This window comes from Alteromonas sp. AMM-1, from assembly GCF_047290655.1.
GTDB lineage: Bacteria > Pseudomonadota > Gammaproteobacteria > Enterobacterales > Alteromonadaceae > Alteromonas > Alteromonas mangrovi.
This window is the reverse complement of the sequence record NZ_JBLBUE010000006.1, coordinates 55,537-77,463: the sequence shown is the minus strand read 5'-3', so window position 1 is coordinate 77,463 and position 21,927 is coordinate 55,537. Positions and strand designations below refer to the sequence as shown.

Annotated in this window: 21 protein-coding genes; 10 read left to right on the top strand and 11 right to left on the bottom strand. The window is 48.7% G+C overall.

What is annotated here, in order from left to right; all coding sequences use genetic code 11:
* From ACLR2L_RS02760 to ACLR2L_RS02745, 4 genes are all read left to right on the top strand, one after another.
* Positions 1-1,048, top strand: a 1,048-nt coding sequence (locus ACLR2L_RS02760) for a TonB-dependent receptor domain-containing protein (RefSeq protein ID WP_413365489.1), incomplete at its 5' end; no start/stop codon positions are given.
* 107 nt (positions 1,049-1,155) lie between these two features.
* Complete coding sequence (locus ACLR2L_RS02755; protein ID WP_413365487.1) at positions 1,156-2,712, top strand: tryptophan halogenase family protein; 1,557 nt, start codon at positions 1,156-1,158, stop codon at positions 2,710-2,712.
* Positions 2,713-2,731: 19 nt separating this feature from the next.
* A complete protein-coding gene (locus tag ACLR2L_RS02750; protein ID WP_413365485.1) occupies positions 2,732-3,466 on the top strand; it encodes a SapC family protein in 735 nt (244 codons plus the stop codon).
* Positions 3,450-4,169, top strand: a complete 720-nt coding sequence (locus tag ACLR2L_RS02745) for a DUF6445 family protein (protein WP_413365483.1) — start codon at positions 3,450-3,452, stop codon at positions 4,167-4,169. Before ACLR2L_RS02750 ends, ACLR2L_RS02745 begins: the two co-directional genes overlap by 17 nt.
* On the opposite strand, the gene ACLR2L_RS02740 is transcribed toward ACLR2L_RS02745, so the two are convergent.
* The gene (locus ACLR2L_RS02740; protein ID WP_413365481.1) at positions 4,163-7,270 is read right to left on the bottom strand and encodes a TonB-dependent receptor; all 3,108 of its coding nucleotides are present in this window, start codon (positions 7,268-7,270) and stop codon (positions 4,163-4,165) included. The genes ACLR2L_RS02745 and ACLR2L_RS02740 overlap by 7 nt on opposite strands.
* Positions 7,271-7,529: 259 nt before the next feature.
* Between ACLR2L_RS02740 and ACLR2L_RS02735 the strand changes: the two genes are divergently transcribed.
* Positions 7,530-8,087 (top strand): RNA polymerase sigma factor, encoded by a 558-nt coding sequence (locus ACLR2L_RS02735; protein ID WP_413365479.1) that lies wholly within the window; start codon positions 7,530-7,532, stop codon positions 8,085-8,087.
* Positions 8,080-9,117, top strand: coding sequence for a FecR family protein (locus tag ACLR2L_RS02730; RefSeq protein ID WP_413365477.1), 1,038 nt, complete (start codon positions 8,080-8,082; stop codon positions 9,115-9,117). The genes ACLR2L_RS02735 and ACLR2L_RS02730 overlap by 8 nt, the downstream gene beginning before the upstream one ends.
* A gap of 68 nt (positions 9,118-9,185) precedes the next feature.
* On the opposite strand, the gene ACLR2L_RS02725 is transcribed toward ACLR2L_RS02730, so the two are convergent.
* On the bottom strand, positions 9,186-9,890 hold the full coding sequence (locus ACLR2L_RS02725; RefSeq protein WP_413365475.1) for a pirin family protein: 705 nt from the start codon (positions 9,888-9,890) through the stop codon (positions 9,186-9,188).
* A gap of 106 nt (positions 9,891-9,996) precedes the next feature.
* Between ACLR2L_RS02725 and ACLR2L_RS02720 the strand changes: the two genes are divergently transcribed.
* On the top strand, positions 9,997-10,908 hold the full coding sequence (locus tag ACLR2L_RS02720; RefSeq protein ID WP_140958403.1) for a LysR family transcriptional regulator: 912 nt from the start codon (positions 9,997-9,999) through the stop codon (positions 10,906-10,908).
* 627 nt (positions 10,909-11,535) lie between these two features.
* Here the strand turns inward: ACLR2L_RS02720 and ACLR2L_RS02715 are convergent.
* Both ACLR2L_RS02715 and zapE read right to left on the bottom strand, forming a co-directional pair.
* Positions 11,536-12,267 carry a YebC/PmpR family DNA-binding transcriptional regulator gene (locus ACLR2L_RS02715; RefSeq protein WP_140958404.1) on the bottom strand — a complete coding sequence of 244 codons (732 nt, stop codon included), beginning with the start codon at positions 12,265-12,267 and terminating at the stop codon, positions 11,536-11,538.
* A 74-nt stretch (positions 12,268-12,341) separates the two neighbouring features.
* On the bottom strand, positions 12,342-13,445 hold the full coding sequence (gene zapE / locus ACLR2L_RS02710; RefSeq protein WP_413365472.1) for a cell division protein ZapE: 1,104 nt from the start codon (positions 13,443-13,445) through the stop codon (positions 12,342-12,344).
* A 300-nt stretch (positions 13,446-13,745) separates the two neighbouring features.
* On the opposite strand from zapE, the gene ACLR2L_RS02705 reads away from it, so the two are divergent.
* The 3 genes from ACLR2L_RS02705 to ACLR2L_RS02695 all read left to right on the top strand — a co-directional run bounded on the left by ACLR2L_RS02705 (position 13,746) and on the right by ACLR2L_RS02695 (position 16,898).
* Positions 13,746-14,186, top strand: a complete 441-nt coding sequence (locus ACLR2L_RS02705) for a ZapG family protein (RefSeq protein ID WP_140958406.1) — start codon at positions 13,746-13,748, stop codon at positions 14,184-14,186.
* Between the two features lie 80 nt (positions 14,187-14,266).
* Positions 14,267-15,631, top strand: a complete 1,365-nt coding sequence (locus tag ACLR2L_RS02700) for a DegQ family serine endoprotease (protein WP_413365469.1) — start codon at positions 14,267-14,269, stop codon at positions 15,629-15,631.
* A gap of 196 nt (positions 15,632-15,827) precedes the next feature.
* Positions 15,828-16,898: a trypsin-like peptidase domain-containing protein gene (locus tag ACLR2L_RS02695; RefSeq protein ID WP_413365467.1), complete on the top strand. Its 1,071-nt coding sequence runs from the start codon at positions 15,828-15,830 to the stop codon at positions 16,896-16,898.
* A 149-nt stretch (positions 16,899-17,047) separates the two neighbouring features.
* On the opposite strand, the gene murA is transcribed toward ACLR2L_RS02695, so the two are convergent.
* From murA to mlaF, 7 genes are all read right to left on the bottom strand, one after another.
* Positions 17,048-18,310, bottom strand: a complete 1,263-nt coding sequence (gene murA / locus ACLR2L_RS02690) for a UDP-N-acetylglucosamine 1-carboxyvinyltransferase (RefSeq protein WP_140958409.1) — start codon at positions 18,308-18,310, stop codon at positions 17,048-17,050.
* A gap of 18 nt (positions 18,311-18,328) precedes the next feature.
* On the bottom strand, positions 18,329-18,586 hold the full coding sequence (locus ACLR2L_RS02685; protein ID WP_140958410.1) for a BolA family protein: 258 nt from the start codon (positions 18,584-18,586) through the stop codon (positions 18,329-18,331).
* A gap of 5 nt (positions 18,587-18,591) precedes the next feature.
* The gene (locus ACLR2L_RS02680) at positions 18,592-18,903 is read right to left on the bottom strand and encodes a lipid asymmetry maintenance protein MlaB (protein WP_413365464.1); all 312 of its coding nucleotides are present in this window, start codon (positions 18,901-18,903) and stop codon (positions 18,592-18,594) included.
* On the bottom strand, positions 18,900-19,574 hold the full coding sequence (locus ACLR2L_RS02675; RefSeq protein WP_413365491.1) for a phospholipid-binding protein MlaC: 675 nt from the start codon (positions 19,572-19,574) through the stop codon (positions 18,900-18,902). Before ACLR2L_RS02675 ends, ACLR2L_RS02680 begins: the two co-directional genes overlap by 4 nt.
* Positions 19,575-19,637: 63 nt before the next feature.
* Positions 19,638-20,108, bottom strand: a complete 471-nt coding sequence (gene mlaD, locus ACLR2L_RS02670; protein ID WP_413365461.1) for an outer membrane lipid asymmetry maintenance protein MlaD — start codon at positions 20,106-20,108, stop codon at positions 19,638-19,640.
* Positions 20,109-20,117: 9 nt separating this feature from the next.
* Positions 20,118-20,894, bottom strand: coding sequence for a lipid asymmetry maintenance ABC transporter permease subunit MlaE (gene mlaE / locus ACLR2L_RS02665; RefSeq protein ID WP_413365458.1), 777 nt, complete (start codon positions 20,892-20,894; stop codon positions 20,118-20,120).
* Positions 20,891-21,691 carry a phospholipid ABC transporter ATP-binding protein MlaF gene (mlaF, locus tag ACLR2L_RS02660; protein WP_413365456.1) on the bottom strand — a complete coding sequence of 267 codons (801 nt, stop codon included), beginning with the start codon at positions 21,689-21,691 and terminating at the stop codon, positions 20,891-20,893. The genes mlaE and mlaF overlap by 4 nt, the downstream gene beginning before the upstream one ends.
* Between the last annotated feature and the right edge of the window lie 236 nt (positions 21,692-21,927).

Genomic DNA, 21,927 nt, shown 5'->3' with positions numbered 1-21,927 from the left:
AGGAGAAGTAAGCGACATGTTGCTGTCGGGTACGGCGGGTTTCCGTTACGAGTCGACCGATGTATCAGTAACCGGTACTGAAGCGCCAATCATTCAGTTAACCGTACTGGACCAAACGGAAATGCTGGCGCAATACGGTGGCGCGCAACCTATCGACGTAAGCGCTGATTATGATGTGATCCTGCCTAACTTTAGTATGAAGCTGGAAATTTCCGACGATCTGATCGCCCGCGCCGCGGTGTCTACCACTATCACGCGTCCAACCTTGGAAAGCATGTCACCTGTAACGGTAATCACCACCACCCGTCAGGGGGGTGATTTAACGTCAACCAGTGGTAACCCGGGCCTGGAGCCATTTGAATCTGACAACTTCGACTTGTCTTTGGAATGGTACTACGACATCGCCAGCTACGCGTCGATTGGTTACTTCCGCAAGCATGTATCGAACTTTATTGTAAACAGCCAGGAAGACAAAACCTTTACACTCAGCGATGGCAGCCTGCTGACAGACCCGTCTACCGGCAACAATACCAGTGGTCCTGACAGCGCAGATAGTGTTGCCGTGTTCACCAATACGCTGCCCAATAACGGCGAAAACGCCATTGTTGATGGCTTCGAACTGGCATTACAGCACACCTTTGATTCTGGATTTGGGGTACTGGCTAATGCCACTCTGGTAGAAAGCGATGCAGAGCTTGATCCTTATAACATCAATCAGGTGTTTGCGCTGACAGGTTTGAGTGATTCCTACAACCTGGTGGGCTTCTACGAGAACGATGACTTCATGATCCGCCTTGCCTACAACTGGCGCGGTGAATTTGTGCAGTCATTAACCCAGTCTCAGGGAGATGGGCCTACTATTGTAGAGGATTACCACCAATTGGATCTGAGTGCCAGCTACGAGCTGTCTGATTCACTGGGGATCTTCTTTGAAGGTATTAACCTGACCGAAGAATACGTGCACAAGCGCGGACGCTTCAGCAACCACTTGCTGTTGGTTGAAGACAGCGGTCGTCGCTGGGCGTTTGGTGTAAGAGGTTCATTCTAACGATTGCCCCGGCCGGCGTGCGTGTTTCCCTTTCGCGCACGCTGGCTATTATTATGTAAAGGCACAGTGCGCTGTGCCTTTACATAACAATAACTGAGGTAACTACGGTGATAAATGCATCACAACCTGTTCGCAATGTGGTCATCGTCGGCGGCGGTGCAGCCGGCTGGCTAACTGCGGGCCGCATTGCGGCTGAACACGCCACTAAAGCCCAATACCCGGTTAAGGTGGTGCTGGTTGAATCCCCGGATATTCCAACTATTGGCGTGGGTGAAGGCACCTGGCCCACCATGCGCAATACTCTGATCAAACTGGGTATCCGCGAAACCGATTTTATTCGCGAGTGCGACGCCAGCTTTAAGCAAGGCGCTAAATTCTCAGGTTGGGTAACCGGCGAAGCAGACGATTTTTATTATCATCCGCTCATGCTGCCCCAAGGATTCAGTCAGGGTAATCTGGGACCTTACTGGCAACAACATAGGCACACCATCGAGCAATCGTTCTCGAATGCGGTGTGCTTTCAGGAAGCCCTTTGTGAACACAACCGCGCCCCAAAATCGATTCGTCATGCCGAATTTGGCGCAGTTGCTAACTATGCGTATCACCTGGACGCTGGCAAATTTACCACATTTTTAACCCGCCACTGCACTGCAAAACTTAACGTACAGCACGTACTTGCGGATGTAACTGGCGTGATATCCCACGACAATGGCGATATCCGTGCGATCCAAACTCAACAGGCTGGCGAGATTGAAGGTGATTTATTTGTAGACTGCACCGGCTTTCAGTCATTGCTGCTGGGCAAACACTACAAAATACCTTTTGTGCCTTGCGACGACGTGTTGTTTATTGACCGGGCGCTAGCCGTACATGTGCCCTACGACACCCCGGATTCGCCAGTGGCAACCCATACCATATCTACAGCTCAGCAAGCAGGCTGGATCTGGGACATCGGCCTGCAGAGCCGTCGGGGTGTGGGACATGTTTATGCTTCTCGCTACCAAAGTGAACAACAAGCCCTTGATCAGTTAGCCCGGTATGTGGGGCCGAAGTTTAACGACCTTTCGGTAAAACAAATCCAGATACAAAGCGGTCACCGCAAGCACTTCTGGCATAACAACTGTGTGGCAGTAGGGTTGTCGGCAGGCTTTTTAGAGCCTCTGGAAGCGTCGGCGCTGGTGTTGGTAGAGCTATCTGCAACTATGCTGGCAGAACAATTACCGGTTAATCGCGCTACAATGCCGATTATTGCCAAGCGGTTTAATCATACTTTCCACTACCGTTGGCAGCGTATCATTGATTTTCTGAAACTGCATTACATGCTTACCAAGCGCACTGACACCGCGTTTTGGCGCGACAACTGCGATCCAACCACGATCCCGGAGAGCCTGCAAGAGTTGCTAGATCTGTGGCGCTACCACCCGCCTTATGATCACGACTTCACCAGCAACAATGAAGTGTTCCCGGCGGCCAGCTATCAGTATGTAATGTACGGCATGGGCTTTGAGTCTGACCTGAGTTTTGGTCAGCAACAGGTTGCGCAAACTTTTGCTCAGCAACAACTGCATTTGAATCAGCAGGCTAAGCAAAAAGTGCTCAGCGCACTACCTACCCACCGTGAATTACTGAATAAAATTAACCAGTACGGCTTACAGCCGGTATAACAATAAGCGAGCCCTGTTTATGTCTTTAGTTGCTCTCAACCCGTCAGCCCATAAAGCACTGAAAATCAACGCGCAACTAGTGCCACAAATTGGCGCCAACACGCATCTTATCCCGGTGGTGGTGTCTGAGTTTCAAAAACTGGTAGTAAACTACCCCATCGTATTTACTAAACATGCAGATACTGGCCAGTTTGTGTGCTCGGCTCTGACAGGCTTTAACGAAGGTGAAAACCTGTTCTGGCAGGAAGGTAGCTGGCAGGCGTTGTATATTCCGGCACAAATTGAACGCCATCCGTTTTTTGTCGGGCAGGATACCGATACATCGGGTACAGCCAAGCCTATAGTGTGCTTTGACTCTACCAGCCCGGCTATTGCAGAAACTGATGGCGCTGCACTGTTTAATGACGACGGCACCCCTACACCTTTGTTAAATGAAAAGCAGCAATTGCTGGCGCAATTACTCGACGGTGAACAGCAGACCCAGCGGTTTATAGAAGCCTTGTTGGCTCATTCGCTTGTTACCCCGGTGAAACTGGCGGTGACCTTTGCTGATGGTAGCGAGCATATGGTGCAAGGCATTTTTACTATAGACGAAGACAAATTGTCGCAGTTAAGTGCCGAAGCCATTGCCAGCTTGCATGCTCAACAGTGGTTGGGGCCAATTTACACCCTGATAGCATCAACGGCGCAAATTTATGCACTGATTAACCGTAAAAATCATCGTATCGAGAATGGTAATGCCTGGTTTAGCTGAAACGAGCGCACCGGTAGGTGCCATAAGATTGCATTACGTAGGTAACAGCCGTACGCCACTGTTAGTAGTGGACGACTTTTATCCCGAGCCCGACGCCTTAGTGGAGGCGGCAGGGGAAGGCCAGCCGTTTGGCAAATTAGACGATTTCTACCCTGGTGTTAGAAAACCGCTGCCCGGGCACTACATAGCCTTTCTACGTAGTGCCCTGCCGGCGGTGCTCTGGCTTGCTGTAGAAAACGACAATGCGTTTTCTGTATCGTTTGCACAGTTTTCTATGGCAACCGCCTCACCGGATGCCTTGTTGCCCATTCAGCGTATTCCGCATGTCGACACGACGATAAATAACGAATGGGCGATGGTGCATTACCTGTTTGATAACCCCAAAGACGGGACCGCCTTTTACCGCCATAAAGAAACCGCACTGGAGCGTGTGAATACATCAGAACACAGCCGTTATATACAATGCCTTAAAACCCAGGCCACCACAGTTGGGCTGCCACCTGCCGAGTACATTCAAGGATCAACAGCACTGTTTGACCAAACGGATAAAGTGGATGCGATCTATAACCGGGCTATATTCTACCCGGCCAACGTATTTCATTCGGGGTGCATTCAGGTGGGAAGTGGCTTGAGTAACGTTCCCTCCAGAGGGCGGTTAACGGCGAATTGTTGTATTACGATTGGTAAATCACAGGCTCAATAGGTAGCACGAACACCGATAACATAACGTGTTCCAGAATCCTGAACCAGTAATAACTGATTATTAAAGCGCCCGTGTTTATGCACGGTTTCGTTAGTGAGGTTAATTCCTTCCGCGTAAACAGAAACGCGGCCGCTGAGTTGATAGGATGCACTTACATCCCACTGTTGATAGGGGTTTACAAACGTAGGTTCGTTACTTTGCGGCTGCACCAGAGACTGTAAAAAGCCACCGCGTCGGTTATAGGCCACTCGCCATTGCAGTGGCCCTTTCTCGTAAAACAGCACCAGATTACCCGCCCCCGACAAACCAGTGAGGGCAAACTTGGTTTTAACATCGTCCTTGTCGAGTTCGGCGTTACTACTTACCGCACTTACATTGGCCTGAACACCAAACCCCGTATCGCCAAAGGCATGCTGCCAGCTCAGTTCAACACCGTCGACCATGGCGGTTTGCCCGTTTATCGGACTCACAATGTCAAACACGGCGGTGCTGTCTGCACTGTCCGGCGCATTGGGATCGTCGCCGGTACTCGGGTCGGTAACGCCTGGGAATGGCACATCCTGATTAGCGCTTAAAATAAAGTTATCCACGTACTTGCGGTAAGCGGCAGCGGCCAGATAGCTGTCTTTCTGATAGTAAAATTCCAACGCCACATCCAGATTGCGCGATTCGAACGGTTGCAATAGCGGGTTACCTACCGAGGCCCGTAAATCTCCGCCTTGCCGGGTGGTGGTAAAGGTTATACCGGGTGTCATCTGAGACAACGTAGGCCGTGTAATACTGTGAGAATAAGCCCCCCGCATTACCCATTTATCACGATAAGTTGCCTTCACCTGAATACTGGGTAGCCAGTTTGTATACGACTGAGCATAATCTACCGGGGATGCAGCTCCTGTGATAGGGGCAAGCTCGGTTTTGTCCAGGATCACCAGTGAATCCAGTTGCTCATTTACCCCGGATACAGCCACGTCGGTGTGGGCAAGCCGCAAACCCGTGTGCGCCACCACATAGAGAGAGGAAAAATCCCATTCATAGGTTAGGTCGGCGTAAAGTGCATATGTTTTTTCATTGATTACAAAAGAGTTATTGCGCTTAACTGCACTTAAATCAACACCTCCAGCGTCTTCAAGAAAGGCAAATAACTGTGGGCCATCGTGGCGAAGCCATTGATGGGGGATGCCGTCGTGACCACTTACCTGGTCCAGAAAATGATCACCCGCATTAAACATACTTTGAAAGCTGTCGGGAATATCAGGCGTATCAAAATAACCGCAGAATGCACAATGCCGGGCATTTAACTCATTATCATATCGGATATTTTGCTTCTCCTGATCGGCCATACGCCAGCCAAAATCCAGTTGTGTTAAGCCATGATTGTTTAACAAGTATCGGCCATCCACTTTCCATTGCCGCACGGTGTCACTGACATCCCACCCTCGCTTAAGCATTACATGTGAGCGGCCATTTGCAGGATCAAGGTAATCACCAACCCCCAATACATCTCCATCAGCATTAACCTGTGATGGATTAGCCGTTTGAAAGCCGTAGATCGAGGGCAACACCAGTCCTTGAGTGTGATCAAAGGTAGAGCGGTTTAAATAGCCAATCAGTGACAATGCATTACCGTCGCCGCGTTTATCCTGAGACGTAGCACGCGACACAGATATATCACTGTTAAGCGAGAAATAGTCATTTACCTGCCAGTCAATATTTACACCACCTGCGTGCAGCGAACTATCACGGTTAAAGGTACGAGCGTGAAAATCAGTGGCATGACCTTCCTGTTGTGAAAATTTTACAGCGGTACCATTGCCATCAAGCTCAACGGCTTCCAAATTACTGGACGTAAACCAATGGCCCATGGAAGTGGCGGAGGTATTAACGTTAAAACGCGAGCCCAGGTAGTCTGCAGTAATGTCTAAATCTGCATTGGGGCGATATTGCAATACCAGCGTGCCGCCAGTGCGGGAACGATCGTCAAAACGTACCCGCTGATCGTAGTTCCGGGGCACATAGAGGGTGTCAGTTTCGCGGCTAAGCGAAGAGGCAGGTACATTGGTATTCACCAGCCAGCCATCGATTTGGGCTTCGTCGATACGGGCATCGCGCTGGTATTGGGTAAGCGACAACAACACCCCGAGTTTGTGATCCATAAACGTATTGCGCAACAATACTGAGCCCTGGGGCGTCCATTGGTCGGCATTGTCGTCGTATTGCATTTCTACGCTGCCTGCGGCACGCATTCCACGATACGACAACGGTTTATCGGTGATAATATCAATGGTGGCACCAATACCACCTGACTGTTGAGATGCTTGGTTTTGTTTGTATACGGTAACATTGCTCACCAACTCTGATGCCAGCGTATCGAAGCTGAACTCTCGTCCAAGACTATCGGTTGCCAGTTGCCGGCCGTTGATCATAACCCGGTTGAATTCAGGGCCAAAGCCACGCACGGTAACATAACGTCCTTCACCTTCGGCGCGATCAATGGCAACGCCCGATACGCGTTGCAATGCTTCTGCCAGGTTTTGATCAGGGAATTTACCCATTTCTACAGATTGTATGGTTTCCAATAAATAATCGGAGTCGCGTTTAATTGCCAGAGACTGTGCCGTTCTTGCCCGCAAACCACGAACTTCAATGTATTCAACCAGTTGCTGTTCATCATTTACCGGCACACTAAGTAAATCATTTTGTCTGGCGAAAAATGTGGAGATCCAATTGAAAATACCAGAAGTGTTATGACTCTCCTGTTTGAGTGACACTTTGATTCGTCCGGACTCACTGACTTCAGCAATTAAATCTGTGCCGTCCAATAGCAGTGTAATTGCCTGCTCAACCGTATAATTGCCCTCAATGGCATTAGCCCGGGCATGGCGAACCTTATTGTAAGGGAATACAATAGTGAGCCCGGCCTGGTTGGCAAACGCTATCAGTGCTTCATCAGCAAACTGATGTGAAATTTTAAAAGCAATAGTGTGCGATTGTTGATCATTGGCCGGTAAACCCTCAGCTTGCAAGGATGAAGGTAAAACCAGACAAACTGCCATTGCAACGGGCGCCAGAATAAAGCCATCAACACGTTTCAATTTTACCATCCGTTTACTGCAATTAGGCTCATGTTCGCCACAAAATTACCAATCTTACCCAACTTTCTATTTCCCTGCCATGTCGTGCTGGCGGGTGTCAATTTTCGGACACAACCCTATATTAGGTGTGGGGTAACTGTAAAGAACGAATCACAAATTATTAACAATATGGATATTTCACGACTTCCTGCAATTTTATCTATAATGCAGTGGGGGAAATACAATCCGTGTTCGTCTATAGAGTAAAAGCCACATAATAATAATGAAAATGTCTGTTGATAGTACTATTCACAACGCCTACATGACGGCCCGCAACGGCATTGCCAAAATGCTGTCGCGTATAGTGCCGCCAAAAGAAGTGGATGACATTTTACAGGACACCTACGTAAGACTGTGCCAGGTAAAGGATACCAGTCACATACGGGAACCCCGTTCATTTTTATATAAAACGGCGCGTAATCTTGCTTATGACCACCTTAAACGCGCTGATATAAGATTAATTGATGATGCGATTGAAGCAATCGATGAACTGGACAGCCAGCAAAATGACCTTGAGGATGAAACAACAAGGCAAATGGCCAGCCAACAGGAATTTGCGCATTTTTGCGATGCCGTTCGGCTGCTTCCACCACAGTGCCGCAGGGCATTTGTGCTAAAGAAAGTATACGGGCACACACAAAAAGACATTGCATCAGAATTAGGTATAAGTGAAAAAACAGTGGAAAAGCATATAGCTGAAGGCATTAAACGTTGTACCGTGCATATGCGCAAAGTACAACAGAGCGAAGATATGGCTGCCAGTGTGCGGAGTAATAATCATGGCTGAACACAGCAGCAACAATGTTGTGCCGTTACACGGCGATGACCGCATTCTGGATGAGGCCAGCCGTTGGCTGGTGAAACTGGATAACGGCTTGTCTCAACAGGACGTAACCGCACTTAAACTCTGGCTGAGAACCCCGGTGCACCAGGATACGTTTCTTGAAGTTGCCGCCTTGTGGGACAAAATGGAAGTACTGAGTAAATTAGCAGAAATAGTCCCGGCGCCGCGCTCACAGCGCAGTGTAATGCGCCCAGTGGCTATTGCTGCATCGTTTCTTTGCGTGGCGTTGCTGGGTTGGTTGGGACTAAGTGCCTGGCAACCGCCATCGCAATCTATTGCTACCGTTCAATTTGAAAATGCATTAAGTACCAAGGTGGGCGAAATGCGCGAATTAATATTAAGCGATGGCAGTAAATTAACCTTAAATACCAATACTCAGGTGGCTGTTACCTACACGGATCATCAACGACTCATTGAATTAAAGCAGGGTGAACTGCATATCGAGGTTGCCAAAGATAATCGTCGCCCATTGAGTGTGATTGCGGATGGTCAAATCATTCAGGCCGTAGGCACCGCGTTCAATGTAGAATGGGTGAATAACACGCTGGACTTGCTGGTGACAGAAGGACGTGTGCGGGTAGCTCAACAATCTGCACCGATAACGTCACTAAGAGAGTCGGTTGATGTGCGTCTGCCTGGTAACTCGCTGTCGGTTTCGCAAGGACATCGGACGACCTTGTCTGAACCTGTTAAAACCGTGCGCAGAGTGGACGAAGCAGAGCTCAACGCCGGCGTATCATGGCAAACCGGCAAACTTATTTTTCGCGGAGAATCACTGGCTGATGTCGTACGTGAAGTGTCTCGTTACACCACCCTGTCCATTCAGTTAGGAGATGCCTCGCTGGCCAATATTCAGGTTGCAGGGTTATTTAATGCCAATGATATCGACGGTTTACTGGCTGCGCTGGCTGACAATTTTCCACTGCGGTATGAGCACACATCACCTCACACCGTGATCATTCAATCGCTTTAAAAACATACGTTATAAAAAAGGTGAGCACTTGCTCACCTTTTTTAATATTCATTCGCATACACAGCTAATCAGCCATTATTCATATCAAAAAACAAGGCATGAAACCCTTGTGTGTCAGACAGTTTGACCCGTTCACCCGCACTAAACGCCACCCCGTCACCTGCGCCAACGTTGCTACCATTTACCGTGGCGCTGCCGCTAATTACCTGCAACCAGCCAATACGTGATGTCGGTAACGCGTGTTCCCATACCGTATTATCTTTTAATCTGCCAGCAAAAATATCAGCATCCTGATACAAGGGTAAGGAATTTCCTTTGCCCGATTCGCTGAAAATTAAAGTAAGCTCATTTGCTGGTTCAGCCAGTGCCGGAATGTTTTGTTGAACATAGCCAGGGGCCACGTTTTTCTTATTGGGTACCACCCAAATTTGCAGAAACTCAACGGTATCACTGCGGCTGTGATTAAATTCACTATGACGAATACCCGTGCCTGCCGTCATCTTCTGTACATCACCAGGACGGATCACCGACTCATTGCCTTCGCTGTCTTTGTGCGCCAATGCGCCACTCAACACATAGGAAATAATTTCCATATTTGCATGGCCGTGCTCACCAAAGCCACCACCGGGCTGTACCGTATCCTGATTAATAACCCGCAACGGGCCATGTCCCATATGATTCGCATCGTAATAATGACCAAATGAGAAGCTGTGTTTTGATTGTAACCAACCGATATTTACATCACCCCGTGCGTTCGCGTCACGAATTTTCATATTAACTCTCCTCAAATCAGATAGCGTGAGTTTAGCAACACCTTAAAAAGAGACAATACATCAACCAAGCGCTACACTGTTGCACATTACACAACAATAAGAGTAGATGATGGACAAACTCACCGCGATGCGCGCTTTTGTAACGGTGGCTGATCAAGGTAGTTTTGCTGCTGCAGCCAGACTACTGGGTTTATCGCGCTCTCAGTTAAACCGCCAGGTGTTATGGCTGGAAGATCATTTACAGGTAACCCTGTTTAACCGCACTACCCGGCGGGTATCACTTACCCACACAGGATTAGCTTACCTGGAAAACATAGTGCCGCTGCTGGATAACCTGCACGATACCGAAACGCAACTGTTACAAGGGAATACCGGCCTGCGTGGAGTGATTAAGGTTAATGCGCCGATGTCGTTTGGGTTATCACACCTTACGCCTGCGGTGTTGGCGTTTATGCGGCAGTACCCCGATATCCGTATTCAATTGGAACTATCGGATGAAAAGCGTGATCCGTTATCGAATCAGTTTGATGTAACACTTCGCATTGGACTGCCAGAGACCAATCCTGCCTTAATTGAACACGACATTACCTATACGTCGCGGCGCATGGTCGCCTCTCCTGCTTTTTTAACACGCTATGGTAAACCTGTTGAGCCGTCCCAACTCACCAAGTTACCTTGCCTGCAATACGGCAATTTACTGCATGGGAATTACTGGGATCTGATGCATCAGCGCACCCCGATGCGGGTAAAAATTAATGGCGTACTAAGCTCGAATAACGGTGACGTACTCAAGCACGCTGCCCTGAAGGGGCAAGGCATCGCGCTACTACCTACTTTTATTGTGGGGGATGCTATAGCCAATGGTACGCTTGTGCCCATATTGGAGGCTTATCAACCAGACAAACTGCTAATCTCACTGATATATCCACCCAATCGACATATGGCAATGCGTTTAAGTGTATTCGTGAAATTTATTCAGGATGCGTTTGAAGATAATGATTTTATTCCTGCGCTTTGAAATGGTGGTTTGTTTGAAATCGCGGCCTTTTCGGCTAGGTCCCGGGTCAAGCCCGGGAAGACGATGTTTTTAACCCGGCTCGGAGGCCGGGAAGCAGGTGTTTTTAACCCAGGTCGTGAAACTGGATGACGGCATTACTAATCCTACCCGTCTTCCCGGAATCGCGCAGCGATATCCGGGATCTTTTTGACATCACAGCCTTTTGAGGTAGGTCCCGGGTCAAGCCCGGGAAGACGTCATTTTTAACCCGGCTCGGAGACCGGAAAGCCGGTGTTTTTAACTCAGGTCGTGGAACTGGATGACGGCATTACTAATCCTACCCGTCTTCCCGGAATCGCGCAGCGATATCCGGGATCTTTTTGACATCACAGCCTTTTGAGGTAGGTCCCGGGTCAAGCCCGGGAAGACGTCATTTTTACCCGGCTCGGAGACCGGAAAGGTGGTATTTTTAACCCGGCTTAGAGGAGTGAATAATGAGCGCATTACTACCCGCCCCGTCTTCCCGGAAAATGCGCAGCATTTGTCCGGGATCTTTTTGATATCACAGCCTTTGGGGTAGGTCCCGGGTCAAGCCCGGGAATACGTCATTTTTAAACCGGCTCGAAGCCCGGGATATCGACGTTATTATTACTCTGCTGCGTCTGGCGTAATCGCGTTGTGATAAACGTCCTGTACATCGTCGCAGTCGTTCAGCATGTCCATGAATTTCTGGAACATAGGCATGTCGTCTGCGCTGATATCCACATTGGTTTGAGGCACAAAGGTGATTTCTTCTACTTCGAAGTTCAGTTCAGGGTACGCTTCCAGTAACGCCGTTTTTACTTTGAAAAACTCGGTATTAGGTGCGTAAACGGAAATTTTACCGTCTTCGCATTCCACTTCAGTTACGTCAGCGTCAGCTTCCATTAATACTTCAAGTACCGCGTCTTCGTCTTCACCATCAAACACAAAAATAGCCTGATGGTCGAACATATGTGACACCGCTCCGGGTGCACCAATTTTAGCACCGGTTTTAGTGAAACAGTTACGCACGTCGGTAATGGTGCGGTTGTTGTTGTCGGTTAAACAATCAACGATCACCATACAGTTACCCGGCCCAAATCCTTCATAACGGGCTGGTACGAAATCTTCACCTGCGCCGCCGGCGGCTTTGTCGATGGCCTTTTCAATAACGTGACCAGGTACCTGATCTTTCTTGGCTTTATCCATTAAACGGCGTAACGACAGGTTGGTGTCGGGATCGGCACCGCCGTTCTTCGCACACACGTAAATTTCTTTACCGTATTTTGAATACACCTTGGTTTTGGCGCCGGCGGTTTTTGCCATGGCCGCCTTTCTTACTTCAAATGCTCTTCCCATTTTAACTATCTCTGCTTTCTGACTTTCTGGTGTCGGCGTTTTGTAAAAGGCCCGAGTTTACCGATTTTTAGTGATTATGGTAAGTGTTCTTTGGCCAAATAATCGTGTGACTGCATTTCTTGCAGGCGACTCAGACAACGTTTGAACTCGAAACTTAACCTGCCTTCGGTATACAATTGCGGTAATGCCACCTGAGCAGACATAATCAGTTTAACGTGTCGCTCATAGAATTCGTCTACCATGGCAATAAACCGTCTGGCGGTATCGTCGTTGTTCTGACCCATTTGTTTTACATTGGCCAGTAATACCGTGTGATAGCAACGACTCAATTCAATATAGTCTGACTGACTGCGCGGTCCTTCACATAATTCTTTGAAGTCGATCATCAGCACACCGTCTGCATCGCGCAGGGTTTGCAGCATACGGTGATTAACCTCGATTTTATCGCCCTCTGTGCCTTCATCCGGCGCTAACTGACCAAAATAAGCATGTAAATTCAGCGTGGCTTCTTCGTCCAGCGGATAATGGTATATTTCGGCCTGTTCCAGGGTACGCAGACGATAATCGATACCGCTGTCTACGTTAACTACATTGCACTGGGCGTTGATCAATGCAATAGCGGGCAGGAAACGGGCGCGCTGTAAACCATTGCGGTACAGTTCGTCGGGCACGATATTCGACGTAGCAACCAGTACAATACCATGCGCAAACAAGGCTTCCATTAGGGTACCCAATATCATGGCATCGGTAATGTCCGATACAAAAAACTCATCAAAACATATGATGCGCGTTTCGTCGGCCAGTTTCTTTGCAACGATTTTCAGGGGATCCTGTTTACCGCCCAGCAGCTTCAGCTCATCGTGCACCCGGTGCATAAAGCGGTGAAAATGCACACGCATTTTCTTTTCAAACGGCAAACAGTGGTAGAAGGTATCCACCAGGTATGTTTTGCCACGGCCTACGCCACCATAAAAATAGATGCCTTTTATGCTGGAATGCGCGGTGGATTTAGCCCCAAATATGGATTTCATTTTTGCAGCCAGGGACGACCTGGGCATCCCTTGTAACATTAAGTCGTCGTATAAGCGCTGCAATTCCCGTACTGCATTTTCTTGTGCCGGGTCGAACTTAAAATCGTCCCGTGTAAGGTCTTGTTGGTATTTTTCCCACGGCGTCATCGCCTGATTTACTCCCGAGTACCACGAAATTAGATTAGCGCTTTAAAAGCGCAATTATGCCCCGAATTCAGGCTGAATACCAATTCAGCGACGTTATTTTAGGCGGTCTGTTCAACATGGGTAGCATCCTCACCGCGCATACGTGATAATGGGCGCAAGATACATTTTGCCACAAACTGTCTGAGCAAAATGACGCAGTTCTTGCTATAGTCAGCATGAGCAGCGGCAGATGTTGCACTAGCAGTTTCCGGAGCCCTCTAGTCTAATCAGGTTCCGGTTTTTGAAACATTGGAGAAAAAAATGGAAGTGGTTATTTCCTTAGCAATGCTGGTAATTGGTTTAATTGTCGGATTTTTTGTAGCCCGTTATATTTTTACTCAGGAAGGCGCAGTAAAAGCGAATGCAGCCGCTGAAAAAGCGCTGAAGGAATTATTGGCTCAACAGGCACAGCATCATTTGTTTCAGGTAAAACAATCAATTGAAGGACTTGAAAAACAGTGTTCTGACCTTAAACAGTGTGTAGCGGATTACGAGACCTTGCTGGAAACTGACGACAGTGATGCCGTACCGGCGGTACCGTTTTATGGTGAGCACACTACCGCGTATTTACGCAACAACTTAAAAGGTTCAGATAGAGTTAAACAAACTGCGAACAGTGACACCCAACCCCGTGACTTCGCAGGTCAAAGTTCCGGTCTGTTTGTCGGCGCCAGTACGCCATCTGCCGCAGACAAAGACTAAGATACGGAACTTTTCCAACAGTCACATAGTCTTTGGGTAGGTAGTTGCAAGAACGCAATGAGACTAGGAGTTATGTGTCTATGAATAAGTCTTTTCGAAAGCTTGTATTGGTATCGGGTATGGTTGTAAGTACCCTTGGTATGTCGGTATCAACGCAAGCTGCTCTTCCTTTCTTTGGTGATAGTAAAAAAGAAGTGCCCACTCTGGCTCCAATGCTGGAAGAGGCAATGCCGGCTGTGGTGAGTATTGCGGTAGAAGGTACCCAAACCTCACGACAGCAGGTGCCTGAAATGTTCCGTTACTTCTTTGGCGGCCCCTCTGAGCAGGTGCAGGAGCGACCGTTCCGTGGTTTGGGCTCAGGTGTCATCATTGACGCCAAGAAGGGCTACGTAGTTACCAATGCGCACGTAGTGGCTAATGCTGATGAAATCACCGTTAAGCTTACTGATGGCCGCGAGTTTATCGCCAAAAAATTAGGCGCCGATGAACAAAGCGACATCGCTATTCTGCAAATCGAATCCGATAATTTAACCGCACTGCCGCTGGCAGATTCCGATGCCGTGCGTGTGGGTGACTTTGTAGTGGCAATTGGCAACCCCTTTGGTTTATCGCAAACCGTTACATCAGGCATTGTCAGTGCGCTCGGACGGTCGGGTCTGAACATTGGCGGTTATGAAGACTTTATTCAAACCGACGCAGCCATTAACCGCGGTAACTCTGGTGGCGCACTGGTAAACCTGCACGGAGAACTGGTGGGTATCAATACGGCGATTTTCGGGCCGAATGGCGGAAACGTAGGTATTGGTTTTGCCATACCAGCGAATATGATGAAGAGTCTGGTAGATCAAATTGTTGAATTTGGCGAAGTGCGTCGTGGTCAGTTAGGTATTATTGGCAGCAACGTAGATGCGGGTCTGGCAGAAGCTATGAACTCCGAGTTCAACAAAGGTGCGTTTGTAAGTGAAGTTCAGCCGGATTCTGCAGCAGATAAAGGCGGTATTCAGGCGGGTGATATCATCATTGCCGTAAACGGCAAAGACCTGACCAGCTTTGCTGAGTTGCGAGCCAAGATTGCCAGTATGGGTGCGGGTGCTGAGGTAGAACTCACTGTAATTCGCAAAGGCGAGCGTTTGAAACGCAAGGTTGTGCTGGACGACGCCGCTAAGACTGAAGTAGTTGCGAAGCAAATTCATCCTGCACTTGAAGGTGCAACGCTGGTAAACGGTGAAGATGCAGCCGGCAACGCTGGAGTTGCTGTGAGTAATGTAGAGGAAAATTCCCCTGCAGCCCGCATTGGCCTGCAAAAAGACGACGTTATCATGAGTGTTGGTAACCGCCGAATCACTAACGTGATGGAGTTACGCGAAATAATGGACGGTGCCAAAGGCGTATTTGCCTTAAACGTGCGTCGTGGTAACGCCTCGCTTTACCTGGTGATTCGCTAACCTAACGGTAGTCACGGGCGGCCGTCTCACGCACTAAGCCCAGGCTTGCAGAAAAGAGACAATTCAAACGGTGTGCTGTAACAACAGCCACCGTTTTTTTATTTGTGCACAGAGCAAGCGTAAAATGCTATCCTAATCACATTGTTATAAATGCCTTGGATATCATTCATATCCCCCAACCTGAATTTGAAAGATTGTGTCGAGCAGGCAGTTTTTAGTTTTTATATTTCGTTCCGTATTTCTGGGCCTGGTGGTAGCCGCGCTTATCCTCTTACTCGTGCCCGATTTACGCCGTGGGGCTGGTTTTGGTGAAAACTGGTTTTCTTCTACATCGCCCGCCGCCAGCCGGGAAACCTATTATTCTGCGCTGAGTCGCTCTGCGCCGGCAGTGGTAAACATCTACAGTGTGAGCATTGAAAATAGTCCGAACAATTACTATCAACCCCGCCAACGCACCAGCCTGGGCTCCGGCGTGATCATGACTAAATCCGGCTATATCATTACCTGTAATCACGTCATTAAAGACGCCGATAGTATTTTTGTGGCGCTGCAGGATAACCGTGTTGCGCAAGCGCAAATTGTGGGTACCGACCAGCTCACCGACCTCGCGGTATTAAAAGTAAATGAAGACAATCTGCACGTGATCCCGCAAATGGACGAAACCGATTTACGCGTTGGCGATGTAGTCATGGCGATAGGTAACCCCTACAACCTGGGCCAGACCATTACTCAGGGAATTGTAAGCCGAGCCGGGCGTACCGGGCTCTCTAACTTTGTGGATTTTATTCAAACTGATGCAGTGCTTAATCAGGGTAACTCAGGCGGCGCTCTGGTAGACAGTAATGGCTATTTGGTTGGGATTACCAATGCCAACTTCCAGGTTCGTGATGAACGCCGTGGCACGTACATAGTCGACGGTATCAACTTCGCCGTGCCCTACGAATTGGCGAAGCGCGTAATGGACGACATTATTACCAATGGCAAGGTGACCCGCGGCCAGTTAGGTTTCGTAGGTGAAGAACTCCGGGGACGACCAGGCATTGAAGTGAAAGCAGTAGCGCAAAACTCGCCAGCTTCAATTGCCGGTTTAGAGCCCGGTGACGTGATTATGGCAATAGATGGAATACGCCTTGAAAGTGCATCAAAAACACTGGATATGATTGCAGAAACAAAGCCCGGTACAGTGCTTGAAATGGAAATTAGCCGCAATGCCCGTACCATCACCATGCAAGTTACCGTTGCAGAACTGATTGTTCCCCAGCAGTAGCACCGTCTTAGCACCGTCTTTCCGGCCTCCGAGCCGGGACCTACGTGAAAAGGCTGTGATTTCAAATTACCCGCGATGAGATCCCGGATAAGTACTTCGTACTTTCCGGGACGACGGATGGGGTATCGCTTTGCGATTCCTGGCCGAAATTACTCGCTGGCGCGGGTAACAATAGCACCTAAACCACCCAGCTTTTGTTCGATAGCTTCGTAGCCTCGATCAAGGTGATAGATACGGCTAATGTGGGTTTCACCCTCAGCAACCAGCCCGGCAATGATCAAACTGGCAGAAGCGCGTAAGTCTGTTGCCATAACGGGGGCGCCTTTTAACTTAGACTCACCTTTGCTTACCGCACTGTTGGTTTCCAGCTCAATTTCTGCGCCCATGCGCTGAAGTTCAGGCACGTGCATAAACCGGTTTTCGAAAATGGTTTCGGTGATCACCCCCGTGCCCTTTGCAACCGCATTAAGGGCGACAAATTGCGCCTGCATATCAGTGGGGAAGCCCGGATGGGGGGCTGTTTTCACTTTCACTGCCGACAAGGTTTTGCCGCGCATGTCCAGTTCAATCCAATCGTCACCTGTGGTGATTTCCGCACCTGCCTGTTGCAATTTAGAAAGCACGGCGTCCAATGTGTCTGGCGCTGCCTTCAGACAACGCACATGACCACCAGTAACCGCGGCTGCAACAAGGTAAGTACCCGTTTCAATGCGATCCGGTAACACGCGATAGTCGCAGCCGTGCAGCGATTCAACACCATGAATACGGATTTTATCGGTGCCCGCACCAGTGATATTCGCGCCCATGCTGTTGAGGCAGTTGGCCAAATCCACAATTTCGGGCTCACGTGCGGCATTCTCAATAACGGTTTCACCATCAGCCAGCGCGGCGGCCATCATCAGGTTTTCGGTGGCACCCACACTTACGATATCCATGAAGATACGAGCCCCTTTCAGGCGTCCGTCTACACTGGCTTTTACGTAGCCTTCATCCACTTTAATGTGCGCGCCCATTTTTTCCAGCCCTGCAAGGTGCAGGTTCACCGGACGAGCGCCAATTGCACAACCGCCTGGCAAGGATACATTAGCGGTACCTAAACGAGCGAGTAATGGCCCTAAAACCAGAATGGATGCGCGCATGGTGCGCACCAGTTCGTAGCTCGCCGTATCGCTTGTCAATGTTTCGGCGTGTAACGTAACAGTATTCTTTTCATCTTCCGCTACTCCCACTCCCAGCTCTTTTAGCAACGCAACGGTAGTGTTGATGTCGCGCAGCGCCGGTACATTGGTATAACGACAAGGCTCAGACGTGAGTAAGCTGGTCATCAGCAGCGGTAGCGCTGCATTCTTAGCTCCAGAGATCACCACATCACCGGCCAAAGGCGGGCTTTTTTTAATTATTAGTTTGTCCACAACCTGTTCCTGGGGTGTTTACTGCGGAAGATTAAACTGGCGTTCGCGTTTCCAGTCTTTTTCGGTAAAGGTTTTAATCGATACAGCGTGCATCGAACCATCGGCAATGAACGCATTGAGTGGCGCATAAACGAATTGCTGGCGCTTAACGCGACTCATGTCAGCAAACGCATCGCTTACGGCAATGATGTTGAAGTGAGAACCTTCGCCTTTTACGTAAACTTCGGCAAGGTTAAGGCTGTCTTTCAAAAGGGTTTCTATTTCTTTGATGTCCATAGACTCTATTGCGATAGTGTGGCGTTTTGCACAGGCAGAAACGCATCGATTTCACTGATTTTCGCTAATTTAAGCATTTTTTCAGGAAGGTTGCACAGGGTTATTTTAATCCCTTGTGCTCTGCCATCCCGGATTGCATTGATTGTCCACGCTAAACCGGCACTGTCGACCCGCTCCACCTGACTAAAATCAAAGGTACAGGCCCCAGCCTGACGGTAAGACTGCTTGTCGGCATTGCTAAGCAATGCCCACCAGTCTTTGGTCAGGCTCTGGCGATCCAGTGCGCCATTCAAGGCGATCACTGAGACAGTACTCATGCTTTATCACCTTTGTTGCCGGAGATATCATCCAGACTTTTCAGTTGCATGGGTTTTTCAATACGTTCACGCATGATTTCAATTACTTTATCAATGCCTTCTGTGCGAATAACCGGCTCGTATTGCTTAATTTCGTTCTGCAGCATGCTAATGCCTTCAGCCACCATATCGTAGGCTTTCCATTCATCAGCTTTACCACTTTTGCGCACCTTAAACGCTACACTGATATCCGGACGGTTGCCGTCGCGGATCACTGCGCGTACCGTTGCGCTCTTATCACCGTCAAAGTCCTGCTCAGGGGCAAAAATCACTTCCTGATCATCGTAATAACTCAGCGCGTCGGCGTAACTGGTGATCAGGTACTGACGAAACACACGGATGTACTCAATGAGTTTATCTTTATCGGCATTTTTAAAATCAAAGTGCTTGCCCAGTACTTTAAAGGCACTGTATTGATAATCAATGTAGGGCAACAGCTCTTCTTCCATAATGGTACGCAGTAATTCCGGGTTCTGCTGGATTTGCTCTTTCGAACTCTTCATGCGTTCGAACGTGCGGTTCCCAACCTGCTCAACCATTACATACGGATTACGCGTATCTATGCCTGCTTGTTGTGCTGCGGCGGGCAACACCATCATTAATAAGCACGTAAACACAACGCCTAACTTGATTTTCAACTTCACTCTCCTAACTAAACTGCTTGCGACTTACTTACCAGACCGGGTAAGCAAGTATTATTCTTCACTACTGCGGCTGAACAGAAACTGACCGATGAGTTCTTCCAGCACTAAAGCTGAACTGGTGTCCTCGATATAGTCACCGTTCGCCAGATTCTCAACCCCTTCGATGGTAAAACCAGGCTCGAATCCGACGTATTGCTCACCCAGTAAGCCAGATGTCAGAATAGACGCCGAGCTGGTTTCCGGAAACGCGTTATATTCAGCCTGAATGGTTAGTTCAACCACCGGACTATAATCGCTACTGTCCAGCTTAATGCTGCTTACCCGGCCTATTACTACGCCACCTACTTTTACCGGTGAGCGCACTTTCAATCCGCCAATATTGTCGAATTTGGCATAGAGGGTATAAGTATTACCGTCTGTTACTACGGTTTGATTGGCCACTTTAAGTGCCAGTAATAACAAAGCTGCAATGGTCATTACCACAAATACGCCGACCATTAATTCCGTTTTATATCGGTTCATTACTTTCCCCTACTCGATACCAAACATCAGGGCGGTTAAAACAAAATCCAGCCCCAAAACTGCTAATGATGAGAACACCACGGTTTGCGTGGTGGCCTGACTGATACCTTCGGATGTTGGTATCGAATCATAACCTTTAAATATGGCAATCCAGGTCACAACTAAGGCAAACACGAGGCTTTTTATGACCCCATTTATGACATCTTTGTCCCAGTCGACCGTTGCCTGCATAATTGACCAGTAGCTGCCCGAATCAACACCTAACCAGTCGACGCCCACCAGGTGGCCGCCCAAAATACCTACCGCAGAGAAAATTAACGCCAGCATTGGCATCGACAACATGCCTGCCCAAAAACGCGGGGCGACGACTCTGCGCAGCGGATCCACCGCCATCATTTCTAAACTGCTTAACTGTTCAGTGGCTTTCATTAAACCAATCTCTGCAGTGAGTGCAGAGCCTGCGCGACCAGCAAACAGCAGAGCTGTAACAACCGGTCCTAATTCGCGCAGTAGCGACAGCGCCACCATTGGCCCAAGGCTGCCTTCTGCACCGTAATCGGTAAGAATAGTGTAGCCTTGCAGCGCCATTACCATGCCGATAAACAACCCTGACACAATAATAATAGCCAGCGACTGCACACCTACCACGTACACTTGCTTGATGGTAAGCGGGATATTTTTAAAACTGGGCGGCGCTACGAGAGCACCAAACAACATCAGCCCTGCACGCCCGGTTGCCGAAACACGGTCTAGCGTGGTACGCCCGATTTGACGAATCCAATTCAAATCTCTTCTCCCAACAAACTTTTCTCTAACGATGGAGCAGGAAAATGAAATGGCACAGGACCATCGGCTTCTCCGCGCAGGAACTGCTGAACCAGTTCAGATTTACTCCCCTGAATTTGCTCTGCAGTACCTTCGCCAATAATGCGCTTGTCAGCCAGAATATAAATGTAGTCGGCAATCGTCAGCACTTCCGTTACGTCGTGTGTTACCACGATGCTGGTTAAATTAAGTGCGTCGTTTAATTCGCGGATCAGCTTCACTAATACGCCCATCGAAATAGGATCCTGACCCGCAAAGGGTTCATCGTACATAATCAGGTCTGGATCCAGCGCGATGGCTCTGGCCAACGCGGCACGACGCGCCATACCACCTGACAATTCACTGGGCATTAACTGCGCTGCGCCGCGCAATCCAACTGCATGTAGCTTTAATGCGACAATGGTCGCAATTACCGATTCAGACAACTTAGTGTGCTCGCGCAATGGAAACGCAACGTTGTCGAACACTGACATATCGGTGAAAAGTGCTCCACTTTGAAAGAGCATGCTCATCCTGCGGCGGGTTTGATACAATTCGCGGCGCGACATGCGAACAATTGAATCACCGTCAAATGTGATATCTCCCTGATCGGGTTGCAATTGCCCACCGATGAGCTTCAATAACGTTGTTTTGCCTATACCACTGGGCCCCATTACTGCCGTAATCTTGCCCTTGGGTACCCGTAGTGATATACCGTCGTAGATCACGCGGTCACCACGGGAAAAGGTCATATTGTCTACGTTGACTAAATAGTCCATGTTTGTTTGTTTTTCCTGTTACAGACTGAAATATGGCTAACATTTCAGATCAGAAGCCCAATCTCGGTCCCTTCGTAGGATTGTACGCTGTTTCAACGCCATCCTCTAAACACAAATACGTTACAATTTATAACTAACGGGCTTGCTCTACTCAGCTTTAGCGCTTAGGCGTTAGCAAATAACTGGCCAAATTATCAGGCATTTTGCTTATACGGTCTGTTTGAAAGATCCGGTTT

What these genes read in the sequence shown, in the direction of transcription:
- ACLR2L_RS02700 (WP_413365469.1), top strand. Translation starts at nt 14,267, where the DNA reads ATGAATAAGTCTTTTCGAAAGCTTGTATTGGTATCGGGTATGGTTGTA.
- mlaD (WP_413365461.1), bottom strand. Translation starts at nt 20,108, where the DNA reads ATGAACCGATATAAAACGGAATTAATGGTCGGCGTATTTGTGGTAATG.
- ACLR2L_RS02685 (WP_140958410.1), bottom strand. Translation starts at nt 18,586, where the DNA reads ATGGACATCAAAGAAATAGAAACCCTTTTGAAAGACAGCCTTAACCTT.
- ACLR2L_RS02735 (WP_413365479.1), top strand. Translation starts at nt 7,530, where the DNA reads ATGTCTGTTGATAGTACTATTCACAACGCCTACATGACGGCCCGCAAC.
- ACLR2L_RS02750 (WP_413365485.1), top strand. Translation starts at nt 2,732, where the DNA reads ATGTCTTTAGTTGCTCTCAACCCGTCAGCCCATAAAGCACTGAAAATC.
- mlaF (WP_413365456.1), bottom strand. Translation starts at nt 21,691, where the DNA reads ATGGACTATTTAGTCAACGTAGACAATATGACCTTTTCCCGTGGTGAC.
- ACLR2L_RS02720 (WP_140958403.1), top strand. Translation starts at nt 9,997, where the DNA reads ATGATGGACAAACTCACCGCGATGCGCGCTTTTGTAACGGTGGCTGAT.
- ACLR2L_RS02740 (WP_413365481.1), bottom strand. Translation starts at nt 7,270, where the DNA reads ATGGTAAAATTGAAACGTGTTGATGGCTTTATTCTGGCGCCCGTTGCA.
- ACLR2L_RS02725 (WP_413365475.1), bottom strand. Translation starts at nt 9,890, where the DNA reads ATGAAAATTCGTGACGCGAACGCACGGGGTGATGTAAATATCGGTTGG.
- ACLR2L_RS02715 (WP_140958404.1), bottom strand. Translation starts at nt 12,267, where the DNA reads ATGGGAAGAGCATTTGAAGTAAGAAAGGCGGCCATGGCAAAAACCGCC.
- ACLR2L_RS02730 (WP_413365477.1), top strand. Translation starts at nt 8,080, where the DNA reads ATGGCTGAACACAGCAGCAACAATGTTGTGCCGTTACACGGCGATGAC.
- ACLR2L_RS02705 (WP_140958406.1), top strand. Translation starts at nt 13,746, where the DNA reads ATGGAAGTGGTTATTTCCTTAGCAATGCTGGTAATTGGTTTAATTGTC.
- ACLR2L_RS02680 (WP_413365464.1), bottom strand. Translation starts at nt 18,903, where the DNA reads ATGAGTACTGTCTCAGTGATCGCCTTGAATGGCGCACTGGATCGCCAG.
- zapE (WP_413365472.1), bottom strand. Translation starts at nt 13,445, where the DNA reads ATGACGCCGTGGGAAAAATACCAACAAGACCTTACACGGGACGATTTT.
- ACLR2L_RS02745 (WP_413365483.1), top strand. Translation starts at nt 3,450, where the DNA reads ATGCCTGGTTTAGCTGAAACGAGCGCACCGGTAGGTGCCATAAGATTG.